This is a genomic window from Pseudomonas sp. UF-293, assembly GCF_058245595.1.
This window is the reverse complement of record NZ_JBSICA010000041.1, coordinates 1-13469: the sequence shown is the minus strand read 5'-3', so window position 1 is coordinate 13469 and position 13469 is coordinate 1. Positions and strand designations below refer to the sequence as shown.

Annotated in this window: 2 protein-coding genes; both read left to right on the top strand. The window is 63.1% G+C overall.

The genetic code is table 11. The annotated features are described in order from the left end of the window. Positions 1-4 precede the first annotated feature (4 nt). Positions 5-12319, top strand: a complete 12315-nt coding sequence (locus AC4IHP_RS25820) for a non-ribosomal peptide synthase/polyketide synthase (RefSeq protein ID WP_490833071.1) — start codon at positions 5-7, stop codon at positions 12317-12319. Between the two features lie 69 nt (positions 12320-12388). Next, positions 12389-13351, top strand: coding sequence for an alpha/beta hydrolase (locus tag AC4IHP_RS25815; RefSeq protein ID WP_490833070.1), 963 nt, complete (start codon positions 12389-12391; stop codon positions 13349-13351). The last annotated feature ends 118 nt before the right edge of the window (positions 13352-13469 follow it).

Sequence of the window (13469 nt, the reverse complement as noted above, 5' to 3'; positions counted from 1 at the left end):
ACGCGTGCAAGAGTTAATCGAGTCGGTAGGACAACTTTCGGCTAAGCAAAGAAAGGCTCTGGCGGTTCTGCTCAAGCAGAAAGGCGTCAACCTCTTTGACATTGCCCCGGTTTTCAAGCGCACGGCTGAAGAGCCGTTGCTGCTGTCCTACGCTCAGCAGCGCCAGTGGTTCCTCTGGCAGTGGGCACCGCACAGCGCGGCCTACAACATTCCGACGGCCCTGCGCTTGCAGGGGCCGCTGGATGTGCCGGCACTGGAACGCAGCATTGCGGCGCTGATCGAGCGCCACGAAACCCTGCGCACCGTATTCACTCAAGACAGCGCACAACCCTTGCAAGTGGTCCTGCCCGCAGGACCCTTTGCGTTGGAGATTCATTACCTGAGCGCTGATCTGGCGCATGACCCGGAGCACTCGATCCAGGCTTTCGTCCAGACTCAGAGCCAAAAGACTTTCGACCTGCAGCACGGCCCGTTGCTGCGTGCCGCGCTGCTGCAGGTCAACCCTGATGACCATGTGCTGGTGCTGACCCTGCACCACATCGTTTCCGATGGCTGGTCGCTGCAAGTGATGATCGAGGAACTGGTGCAGCTTTACGCCGGTTTCAACCTCGGTCACGACGCCGGTCTGCCGGCGCTGCCGATTCAATACGCCGATTACGCCTTGTGGCAGCGCCACTGGATGGAGGCCGGTGAGCAGGAGCGACAACTGGCCTACTGGCAGGCAAAGCTCGGCGGCGAACAACCGGTACTGGAACTGCCGCTGGATCGCCCGCGCGCGGTCGAGCAGAGCTTCGCCGGCGCCAGCCACAACCTGATTCTTGATCCGGCGCTGAGCCATGCCCTCAAGGCGTTTGCCCGGCAGGAAAACGTCACCCTGTTCGTGTTGCTGCTGGCTTCGTTTCAGGCCTTGCTGCATCGCTACAGTGGGCAAAGCGACATCCGAGTCGGCGTGCCGGTAGCCAACCGTGGCCGGGTGGAAATCGAGCGGCTGATCGGTTTCTTCGTCAACACCCAGGTGCTCAAGGCGGATGTCGACGCAGAGCTGCCGTTTGTCGAACTGCTGCGTCAGGTCAAACAGACGGCGCAGGAGGCGCAGGCGCATCAGGACTTGCCCTTCGAGCAACTGGTCGAAGCGCTGGAGCCGGGCCGCAGCCTCAGCCACAGTCCGCTGTTTCAGGTCATGTTCAACCACCAGGCCGAGCGCCGCGCGAGCATCGCCACACGCCTGAACGGCCTGAAAATCGAACCGCTGGAATGGCAGAGCCAGACCGCGCAGTTCGACCTGACCCTCAATACCACCGAACAGGCCCACGGCATCGAAGCCGTGCTCAAGTACGCCACTGACCTGTTCGACGCAGCGACCATCGAGCGCCTGGCGCAACACTGGACCGCGCTGTTGCAAGCGATCGTCGCCGAGCCGAGCCAGCGTATCGGCCAGTTGCCAATGCTCGATGCAGGCCAGCAGCAACAGCTGTTGGCGCAATGGAATCCGCCGCTGATTGAACAGCCGCTGACCCAGTGCATCCAGCAAGCCATCGAGGCCCAGGCCGAGCGGCATGCCGATGCGGTGGCGGTGAGCTTTGCCGGGCAACGCCTGACTTACGCCGAACTCAATCACCGCGCCAACCTGTGGGCGCATACGCTGATCGAGCAGGGCGTCGGCCCGGACGTGTGCGTCGGCGTTGCGGTCGAGCGTTCGCTGGACATGATCGTCGCCATTCTCGCGGTGCTGAAGGCCGGCGGCGCCTATGTGCCGCTGGACCCGAGCTACCCCGATGACCGCTTGAGTTACATGATCGACGACAGCGGCATCCAGTTGCTGCTGACTCAGGGCCATTTGCTCGGGCAATTGCCGCTGCCGCCGGGGCTGATCTGCCTCGATCTGAATCAGGCGCCGGAACACGGCATCGCAAGCAACCCGCCATGCCTGACCACGCCGGACAATCTGGCCTACGTCATCTACACCTCAGGTTCCACCGGCAAACCCAAGGGTGCTCTGCTGCCGCACGGCAACGTGATGCGCCTGTTCAGCGCCACCGAGCACTGGTTTGATTTCGGCCCGCAGGACAGCTGGACGCTGTTCCATTCCTACGCGTTCGACTTTTCCGTGTGGGAGATTTTCGGCGCGCTGCTGTACGGCGGCAAACTGGTGGTCGTGCCGCACGATGTCAGCCGTTCGCCGGAGGATTTCTACACGCTGCTGTGCGATGAACATGTCACCGTGTTGAACCAGACGCCGTCGGCGTTCAAGCCGTTGATGCAGGTCGCCTGCGAGTCGAGTCGCAGCAATGCCCTGCGTTACGTGGTGTTCGGCGGCGAGGCTTTGGAAGTACAGAATCTGCGTCCGTGGTTCGAGCGTTTTGGCGATCGCGCGCCGACGCTGATCAACATGTACGGCATCACCGAAACCACCGTGCACGTGACTTACCGGCCGTTGTCGCTGGCGGATCTGCAGAGCAATCACAGCAGCCCGATCGGCGCGCCGATTGTCGACCTGTCGTGGTACTTGCTCGACAGTTCGCTCAACCTGGTGCCGCAAGGCTGCATCGGTGAGTTGTATATCGCTGGCGCCGGTCTGGCCCGTGGTTATCTGAATCAGGCTGGCATGAGCGCTACCCGCTTCGTGCCCGACCCGTTCAACCGCAAGGCCGGCCAGCGTCTGTACCGTACCGGCGACCTCGCACGCCTGCGCGGCGATGGGGTGATCGAGTACATCGGCCGTATCGACCACCAAGTGAAGATCCGTGGTTTCCGCATCGAGCTCGGCGAAATCGAAGCGCAACTGCTCAAGCATCCACAGGTGCGCGAAGCGGTGGTGCTGGCGGTGGACGGTCTCAGTGGCCAGCAACTGGCGACCTGGGTCGTGCCGGTCGAGACATTGAACGCGGACGAGCAGGGCGCGCTGCGCGATTCGATCAAGGCGCACCTGCGCGAGACCCTGCCCGATTACATGGTTCCGGTCAGTTGGGCGTTCCTCGACCGACTGCCGCTGACCGCCAACGGCAAGCTTGATCGCAAGCAACTGCCGCAGCCGGACGTTGCGCAAGTGCAAGAGGCCTACGCGGCGCCGCGCAGTGAACTGGAACAGCGCCTGGCCGAGATCTGGCAGGACGTGCTCAAGGTCGAACGGGTCGGGCTTCACGACAACTTTTTCGAGTTGGGCGGCGATTCGATCATTTCGATTCAAGTGGTCAGCCGCGCGCGGCAGGCCGGTATCCGCTTTACGCCCAAGGACATTTTTCAGCACCAGACCGTGCAGCGTCTGGCCACCGTCGCGCAACAAAGCGACGCCGTACAAACGGAGCAGGGCGAGGTGCTCGGCGATGCGCCGCTGACGCCGATCCAGCAGTATTTCTTCCACAGCGACATCCCGGCGCGCCACCACTGGAACCAGTCGATCCTGCTGACCCCGGAGAAAACCCTGCAAGCCACTGCGCTGCAACAGGCGCTGGCGCAGGTGCAGAAACAGCATGACGCCTTGCGTCTGCGTTATCGCCAAACCGAGCAGGGCTGGCAGCAGAGCCACGGCGCGGCGGATCAGCCACAAGCGTTGTTGCGCACTTTCACGCTGGACGATAGCGCGGCATTGCCAGCGCTGTGCCTCGACCTGCAACGCAGCCTCGACCTGCACAACGGCCCGCTGATCCGCGCGGCGCTGATCGATTTGCCGGACGCCAGTCAGCGACTGTTGCTGGTGATTCATCACCTGGTGGTCGATGGCGTGTCGTGGCGGATCCTGCTCGAAGACCTGCAAAGCGCCTATCAGCAGATCAGCAGTGGACAGAGCGTGCATCTGCCGGCCAAGACCAGCGCGTTCAAGGACTGGGGCTTGCGCCTGCAAGAGCATGCGCGCAGCGCGGCGCTGGGCTGTGAACTGAGTTACTGGCGCGAGCAGTTGCGCGGCGCGCCGCTCGGTTTGCCGTTGGACAACCCGCAGGGCCAGCTGAATAACCGCTTCGAACGCAGCGTCGACACGCGGCTGGACGCCGAACGTACCCGACAGTTGCTGCAACAGGCCCCGGCGGCCTACCGCACTCAGGTCAACGACCTGCTGCTGACCGCACTGGCGCGGGTGCTCTGCGAGTGGACCGCCAGCGACAGCGCGCTGGTCCAGCTCGAAGGCCATGGCCGCGAGGACCTCTTCGACGACATCGACCTGAGCCGCACCGTTGGCTGGTTCACCAGCATGTTCCCGGTGCGCCTGACACCAAACGCCAGCCTGGAAAGTTCGATCAAAGGCATCAAGGAGCAACTGCGCGCGATCCCCAACAAGGGCATCGGCTACGGCTTGCTGCGTTATCTCGGCACGGCCGAAGCACAAGCGGCACTGCATGAACTGGCGCAACCGCAGGTGACGTTCAACTACCTCGGCCAGTTCGATAACAACTTCGATGACGACGTCTTGTGGCGGCCGGCCACCGAGGACAAGGGCGCCGGTCAGGACGAAAACGCACCGATGGCCAACTGGCTGACCATCGATGGCCGGGTTTATCAGGGCCAGTTGAGCCTGACGTGGACCTACAGCAGCGACGTCTTCGCAGAGACGACCATTGCCGCGCTGGCCCGCGCCTACGAAGTGGCGCTGAACGAATTGATCGAGCACTGCCTCAGCCATGCGGGCGGGCTCACGCCGTCCGACGTGCCGCTGGCCGGTTTGTCCCAGGCGCATCTGGACAGCCTGCCGATTGCCGCCCAGCGCATCGAGGACATTTATCCGCTGGCGCCGATGCAGCAAGGCATTCTGTTCCACAGCCTGTACGACGCGGACGCCAGCGCCTACGTCTATCAGATGCTGCTGGACATCGACGGCCTCGACGTTGCGCGGTTCCAGCAAGCCTGGCAACGGGTGGTCGATCGCCATGAAGTGCTGCGCGCCGGTTTCATCTGGGGCCGCGATGGCCTCGATGCACCGTTGCAGGTGATCAACCGCCAACTGACCCTGGAAATGCCGGAAATCGATGTGCGCGATGCCGCCGATCTGCCGGCGGTGCTTGAAGCACGGGCGCAGGCCGACCGCGAACGTGGCTTCGATCTGCAGAATCCGCCGCTGTTGCGCCTGTGCCTGCTGCGCACTGCCGACGATCGCCATCGACTGATTTTCACCTGCCATCACATCCTCATGGATGGCTGGAGCAACTCGCGGATGTTCGGCGAAGTGCTGCAGGATTACGCCGGCCAGCCGGTGCCGAGCGCGCAGGGCCGCTATCGCGATTTTCTGGTCTGGCTGCAAGGCCAGGACAAGGCAGCCGCGCAGGATTTCTGGCGCGGGCAACTGGCCGAACTCGACGAGCCGACCCGACTGGCGTCGGCCTGCCACGGACGCACCGTGCCGGGGCCGGGCAAACAGATGCATCGTCTGCATTTCGATGAAGCGTTCACTGAGCGTCTGAACACCTTCTCCCGTCAGCAACAGGTGACCCTCAACAGTCTGGTGCAGGCCGCGTGGCTGCTGGTGTTGCAGCGCTACACCGGCCAGGCCACGGTGGCGTTTGGCGCCACGGTATCCGGGCGTCCGGTGGATTTGCCAGGCATCGAGGAGCAACTGGGGCTGTTCATCAACACTTTGCCGGTGATCGCCAGCCCGCAGGCCAGCCTCAGCGTCGGTGACTGGGTGCGCAGTGTGCAGGACAAGAACCTGTTGTTGCGCGATTACGAACAGACGCCGTTGCAGGACATTCAACGTCTGGCCGCGTTGAGTGGCGAAGCGTTGTTCGACACCTTGCTGGTGTTCGAGAACTACCCGGTGTCCGAAGCGTTGGAGGCCAACCCGGGCGGGCTGCGTTTTTCCGGTCTGGAGCATCGCGAGCAGACCAACTACGGTCTGACCCTGATCGCCGGCGCCAGCCAAGTGCTCAACCTCGATTTCAACTACCTCACCGAGCACTTTGCCGAACGCAGCGTGCTCGCTCTGGCCGCGCATCTGCGTGAAGTGCTGGAGCAATTTGTCGAGGCGCCGCAACGGGCACTCGGCGAGATCGGTCTGCTGCCGCTGGCCGAGCGTCAGACGCTGGCGCAGTGGAACGACAATCACGCGGCTTATCCGGCCGAGCGACTGATCTCGCAGAGCTTTGAAGCAAGGGTCGCAGCGCATCCGCAGGCACTGGCGTTGAGTCATGCCGGCGTGGCGCTGAGCTACGGCGAACTGAACCGGCGGGCAAACCAGTTGGCCCGGCATTTGGTGACACTGGGTGTCACCGCCGAAGTACGCGTCGGCGTAGCGATGCCGCGTTCGGCGGAACTGGTGATCGCCCTGATGGCGGTGCTCAAGGCCGGCGGCACCTACGTGCCGTTGGACCCGGACTACCCGGCCGACCGCGTGGCCTACATGCTCGATGACAGCCAGGCGAAAGTCCTGCTGACCCAGCAAGCGTTGCTGGCGCAATTGCCGTCCAGCGAAGCACACGTGGTGCTGGTCGAGGCCGGCGGCGAGGCGTTCGCCGCGCAGGCTCCGGACAACCTGCCGGCGCGCGCTGACTCGGCCGATCTTGCCTACGTGATCTACACCTCCGGTTCCACCGGCAAACCGAAGGGCGTGGTCATCGCCCATCGCAACGTGCAGGCGCTGATTCACTGGTCCGCCGAGGTCTACAGCGAGGACGATCTGCAGGGCGTGCTGGCGTCGACGTCGGTGTGCTTCGACCTGTCAGTGTGGGAGATTTTCGTCACCCTGGCGCGCGGCGGGTCCATGGTCATGGCGCGCAATGCTCTGGAGCTACCGGACTTGCCCGAGCGTGATCAGGTGCGCCTGATCAACACCGTGCCGTCGGCGATTGCCGCGTTGCAACGCATCGGCCAGATCCCGCCGGGCGTGCGCATCATCAATCTGGCCGGCGAGCCGCTGAAGCAGGCGCTGGTCGACACCTTGTACCGCGAGACTTCGGTCGCCCACGTCTACGATCTGTACGGGCCTTCCGAAGACACCACGTATTCGACCTGGACCCGTCGCGAACTCGGCGGCCAGGCCAATATCGGCCGGCCATTGCGCAATACCACTGCATACCTGCTCGATGAGCAATTGCAGGAAGCGCCGGTCGGCATCGCAGCGGAGCTGTATCTGGCCGGCGATGGCATCACCCGTGGCTATCTGTTGCGCCCAGGCTTGACCGCCGAACGTTTCGTGCCCAACCCGTTGGCGAGCAACGGCGAGCGTATGTACCGCACCGGCGACCTGACGCGTTTCATGGAGGACGGCCGTATCGAATACGTCGGCCGCATCGACCATCAGGTCAAGGTGCGTGGCTTCCGTATTGAACTGGGTGAAATCGAAGCGCGTCTGCTGGCCCAGGCCAGCGTGCGCGAAGGCGTGGTGCTGGCTGTGGACGGCGTCAGCGGTCAGCAACTGGTGGCTTATGTGGTGCCGACCGAGGCCGATCAGAGTCTTGCGCAACTGGACGCGCTGAGCACTGCGCTGCAAACCGCGCTCAAGGCGCATCTGCCGGACTACATGGTGCCGGCGCAGTGGCTGTTCCTCGAACAGTTGCCGCTGACACCCAACGGCAAACTTGATCGCAAGGCCTTGCCGGCGCCGGATGCCAATCAGGCGCAACGCGATTACGTCGCGCCTTCGACGCCGCTGGAGCAGCAGTTGGCCGAGGTCTGGCAGGACATTCTGAAGATCGAGCAGGTCGGCGTGACCGACAATTTCTTCGCCCTCGGCGGCGATTCGATCATCTCGATTCAACTGGTCAGCCGCGCGCGGCAGCAGGGCATTTGCTTCACGCCCAAAGACCTGTTCCAGCAGCAGACGGTGCAGAAACTGGCCGCAGTGGTTTCGCTAGAAGACGCGCAATCCGCCAGCGCCAGCGACTACCCGTTGGCGCAACTGGATCAGGCGCAGCTCGATGCCTTGCCGGTGCCGGCGGAGCTGATTGAAGACGTCTATCCGCTGTCGCCGATGCAGGAAGGCATGCTCTTCCATACGCTATCGGATAACGGCAGCAGCCTTTACGTGCAACAGGTCAGCCTGCCGATCAAGGGCCTCGACGTTGAGCGTTTCCGCCAGGCCTGGGAATTCATCATTGTCCGTCAGGCGATCCTGCGTACCAGTTTCCATTGGCAGGACGGTCTGGCCAAACCGCTGCAGGTCGTGCATCGCCAGGCGCCGTTCCAGATGCAGGTGCTCGATTGGCGTGGGCAGGACTGCAGCGAGGCGGCGATTGCCGAGTTTGCCAGCGCCGACCGCGCACTGGGCTTCGACTTGTCCGAAGCGCGATTGCAGCGGGTGACCCTGCTGCAGCTGGGCGACCAGCAGTACCAGATGATCTGGACCAGCCACCACATTCTGATGGACGGCTGGAGCAGTTCGCGGTTGTTCGGCGAGGTCTTGCAGTACTACTCCACGGGCGAGGTGACTGGCGAAAACGGCCGCTATCGCGACTTCATCGCCTGGTTGCAGGCGCAGGATCAGGATGCCCAAGAGCTGTTCTGGAAGGCGCGTCTGGCGGTGGTCAACGAACCGACCGCGCTGAGTCAGGCGATGCACCCGCGTCACAGTGCCGACGTAGCCGGTCACGATGCGATCTATTCGAACTGGGACAAAGCGCAAACCGCGCGTCTGCTGGAGTTCTGCCGCGACTTGCGCATCACCCCGAACACGTTGATTCAGGGCGCGTGGCTGCTGCTGTTGCAACGCTACACCGGCCAGCAGACGGTGACCTTCGGCGCCACCGTATCGGGGCGTCCGGAAAGCCTGCCGAACGTCGGCAACATGCTCGGCCTGTTCATCAATACCTTACCGATCATTCAGACCCCACAGGCCGATCAGCGCTTGGCCGACTGGCTGGGCGAAGTGCAGGCCTACAACCTCGACATTCGCGATTACTCCCAGGCGCCGCTGGCCGATGTGCAGCGCTGGTCGAACCTCGGTGGTCAGGCGCTGTTCGACAGCATCGTGGTGTTCGAAAACTTCCCGATCGACGAGCGCTTGCAGGAAGAAACCGACACCGAGCTGACCTTCGGCAAATCCATCGGCCACGGCGTGACCAACGTGCCGATGGACCTTGCGGTGATGCTTGGCGATGAGTTGTCGATCGAGTACCTGTACCTGCGCAGCCACTTCAGCGCCGAGGCGGTAGAAGGCATTCGCCTGACCCTGGAAAACACCCTCGCGGCGATGATGGCCGCGCCGTATGAGCGGCTGGGTAACTTGCAGCGTCTGTCCGCCGAGCAATGGCAAGCGGCGCAGGCCTGGAGCGCCGAGCCTTCCCACCGCCACGCGCCGCAGTTGCTGCCGGAGCTGATCAGCCGTCATGCGCAACAGCAACCCGATGCGATCGCGGTGCAATGCGCCGGCGAGAGCCTGAGCTACGCCGAACTCGAGCGGCAAGCCAATCGTCTCGCGCAGTGCCTGATCGCCCACGGTGCCGGGCCGGAAGTGGTGATCGGCGTGGCGTTGCCGCGTTCGCTGGAAATGCTGGTGAGCTTCCTCGCCGTGCTCAAGAGCGGTGCCGCCTACGTGCCACTGGACATCGATTATCCGCCGGAGCGTCTGGCCTACATGATCGAAGATTCGCGCATGGCCTTGCTGCTGACGCAGACCAGCCTGCGTGCGACCCTGCCGGCGCCGCCAGACGTGCTGCGCCTGGAAATCGATCAGCTCGATCGCAGTCTTTACAGTGATGCTGCCCCGGTCTGCGCTATTCACGAGCAGAGCCTGGCCTATCTGGTTTACACCTCCGGGTCCACCGGGCGGCCGAAAGGCGTGGCCGTCACCCAGGGTCCGTTGAGCATGCACTGCCAGGCCATTGCCGAGCTGTACGAAATGGACGCGTGCAGTTGCGAGTTGCACTTCATGTCGTTCGCCTTCGATGGTGCCCACGAACGCTGGCTGAGTACCTTGTACAGCGGCGGTCGTCTGGTGATTCGCGACGGATGCCTGTGGACGCCGGAGCAGACCTATCAGGCCTTGCACGATTACGGCGTGACCATCGCTTGCTTCCCGCCGGCCTATCTCAAACAACTCGCCGAGTACGCCGCCGCCAGCGGCATTGCACCGCCGCCGGTGCGCATCTACTGCTTCGGTGGCGATGCGGTGCCGGAACAGACCTTCGAACAGGTGAAAGCGGCGTTGCGTCCGCAATACTTCACCAACGGCTATGGCCCGACCGAAACCGTGGTCACGCCGATGCTCTGGAAAGTCGCCATCAGCCAGCACTGCGAAGCGGCATACGCGCCGATCGGCCGCGCAGTCGGTGCACGTTCGTTGTACGTGCTCGACGACGATCTGAATCCGCTGCCGCCGGGTTTTGCCGGTGAGTTGTACATCGGCGGTTACGGCGTCGCCCGTGGTTACTACGGGCGCCCCGACCTGACCGGCGAACGCTTCGTGCCCAATCCGTTTGCCCCTGGCGAGCGCCTGTACCGCAGCGGCGATCTGGTGCGGCGTCGCCCGGACGGCGTGGTCGATTACGTCGGGCGCATCGACCATCAGGTCAAAGTGCGCGGCTTCCGCATCGAACTGGGCGAAGTCGAGGCCAGCCTGCGTCAGTTGCCGGCAGTCAGCGATGCGCTGGTGATTGCCCGCGACAATGCCTCCGGCAAGCAACTGATCGGTTATGTGGTCACCGCCACGGGTGATGATATCGGCGATGAACTCAAGGCCGGGCTGCGTGCTTCGCTGCCGGAATACATGGTGCCGGCGCAGATCGTCTGCCTCAGCGCGTTCCCGGTTACGCCCAACGGCAAACTCGATCGCAAGGCCCTGCCGGAACCGCAATTCAAAAGCGACGAATATGTTGCGCCGCGCACCGAGCAGGAAAGCTTGCTGGCCGAGATCTGGGCGCAGGTGTTGCAGGTCGAGCAGGTCGGTATCAGCGATAACTTCTTCGAACTGGGCGGCGATTCGATCCTCAGCCTGCAAGTGATCTCGCGGGTGAGAAACCATCCAACCCTGCAGATGGAACTGAAGCTGCGCGATCTGATGCGCTATCAAACCATCGCCGGCATCGTCGAGCAGCAGGTGGTGCAGGAGGGCGCCGGGCAAGCGTTGCCGGACCTGACTCAGGTTGCCGCAGAAGGCGCGTTCAATCTGCTGCCGATCCAGGAGTGGTTCTTTGCCGAAGGCATGGCCGAGGCGCATCACTACAACCAGTCGTTGCTGCTCAGCGCTCGTCAGCCGCTGGATCTCGATGCACTGGAACAGGCGCTGGGCTTGATCGAACAACATCACGATTCGCTGCGCCTGCGTTTTTCCAACGACGGCGGGCGCTGGTTGCAGCGCTATAGCACCCGCTTATCGGACGAGGCTGTGCTGTGGCGCCGTGAAGCGCAAAACAGCGAAGAGGTCGAAGCGTTGGCCAACCTCGCGCAGCGCAGCCTCAGACTCGATGACGGGCCGGTCTGGCGGGTCATGCATGTGGCGTTGCCGGATGGCCAGGCGCGCTTGCTGGTGGTGATTCATCACCTGGTGGTCGACACCGTGTCGTGGCGGATTCTGCTCGACGATCTGAAAGTCGCTTATGAGGCGTGTGTGCAGGGGCTGGCGCCGCAACTGCCGATTCGCACCAGCAGTTATCGTTCGTTTGCCGAGGCATTGCAGGCGCGGGCGCCAGTGATTGCCGAACAGGAGTTGAGCTATTGGCTGGAGCAACTGGATCAGCCCGGCGTTGATCTGCCGTGCGACAACCCGCGCGGCAAGAACCTTGTGCGGCAACAGGCGCAGGCACGGCTCAAACTGTCCCGCGAACACACCGAACAACTGCTCAAACAGGCCCCGGCGGTGTACGGCACGCAGATCAACGACCTGCTGCTGTCAGCGCTCAGCCGTGCCCTGTGCCGCTGGAGCCAGCAACCGTCAGCGCTGATCCTGCTCGAAGGACACGGTCGCGAAGACCTCTTCGAATCGATCGACCTGAGCCGCAGCCTCGGCTGGTTCACCAGCATGTTCCCAGTGCGTTTGCGCCCGGACAGCGATGACATCGGCCAGTCGATCATCGATGTGCAGGCGCAACTGGCGGGCGTACCGCAGAAGGGCATCGGCTATGGCGTACTGCGTCATCTGGCTGGGCCGGACATTTCGGCGCAACTGGCCGCATTGCCGCAGGCACGGGTGACCTTCAACTACCTCGGGCAGTTCGACCAGAGCTTCGATGAACAGGCGTTGCTGGTGCCGGCACTGGAAGAGACCGGCGACAACTACAGCCTCAAGGCGAACCTGGGCAACTGGCTGGAAATCGTCGGCCAGGTCTATGACGGGCAACTGGCCTTGCGCTGCATCTACAGCAGCCAGCGTTACCGCGCCGGCACCATGGATGCGCTGATGAGCGATTACCAGCGCGAGCTTGAAGCGTTGATCGAACATTGCATGGCGCGGGTGGGTTGATCGCCCGGTCTTTTGCGCGGGCGCTGCCAAGGCGCGCCCGTCTTATTGCGGATACAAGGATTTTTATCGATGTCGTTACACCCTGATCTGGAAGCTTTCCTCGACCTTGCTCAAGACAGCCAGGACGCCGGCCTGCCGGCCATGCACCAACTAAGCCCGAGCGAGGCCCGCGCCACCTTCGAACAGACCACCGCGCAATTGCGCTGGCCAGCGCCGCAGGATGTTGAAGTCAGCGAGATTGAGACACTGGCCCGCGATGGTGCGGCGCTGGCATTGCGGTTGTATCGGCCCAGCGGTGTTGCCTCGTCGCTACCGGTGCTGGTGTATTTCCATGGCGGCGGGTTTGTGGTCGGCAGTCTGGATTCCCACGACGGCGTCTGCCGCGAGTTTTGCCAGCGCACGCCGTGTGCGGTGCTCTCGGTCGGTTATCGGCTGGCGCCGGAGCATCGCTTTCCGACGGCGCTGGAGGATGGCGAGGACGCTTTGGCCTGGCTGGCCGAACAGGCTGCGAGCCTGGGCCTGGATGGTTCGCGCGTTGCGTTTGGTGGCGACAGCGCGGGTGCCACGTTGGCGACGGTACTGGCGATTCAGGCTGTGCGGCAGCCGCACACGGTGGCTATCGCGCCGAAGGCGCAGTTGTTGTGTTATCCGGTGACCGATGCTTCGCGAGTGCATGATTCGCGGCTGTTGTTTGGTGAGGGGTATTTGCTCGAGAACGACACGCTGGAGTGGTTTTATCAGCACTATGCGCGTGGGCCGGAGGATTATCTGGATTGGCGTTTTTCGCCGTTGCTGGCGGAGGATTTGCGTGGGGTTGCGCCGGCCATTGTGGTATTGGCCGGGTTTGATCCGTTGCTGGATGAGGGGCAGGCTTATGTCGATAGGCTGCGTGGGCAGGGGGTGGGAGTCGAGGTCGAGGTTTGTGCCGGGTTGACTCATGATTTGTTGCGGTTGGGGGCGGTGGTGCCTAGGGTTCTGGAGGTTTATTCGAGGGTGGGTGGGGCGCTTGCGCGGGCTCTTGAGATTGGGTGAATATCCGTTGCTTCGGTAGCGGCTGCTGGCGGTTTCGCCTGACGGCGACTTACTTTTTTACAAGCCGGTACGTGTCAAGGTAACTGTCGCCTTGGTCTTGCGGTTGCTAGTCCATTGC

Bases quoted from the DNA above. Each gene is read 5' to 3' on its own strand.
- AC4IHP_RS25815 (WP_490833070.1), top strand. From the start codon at position 12,389: ATGTCGTTACACCCTGATCTGGAAGCTTTCCTCGACCTTGCTCAAGAC.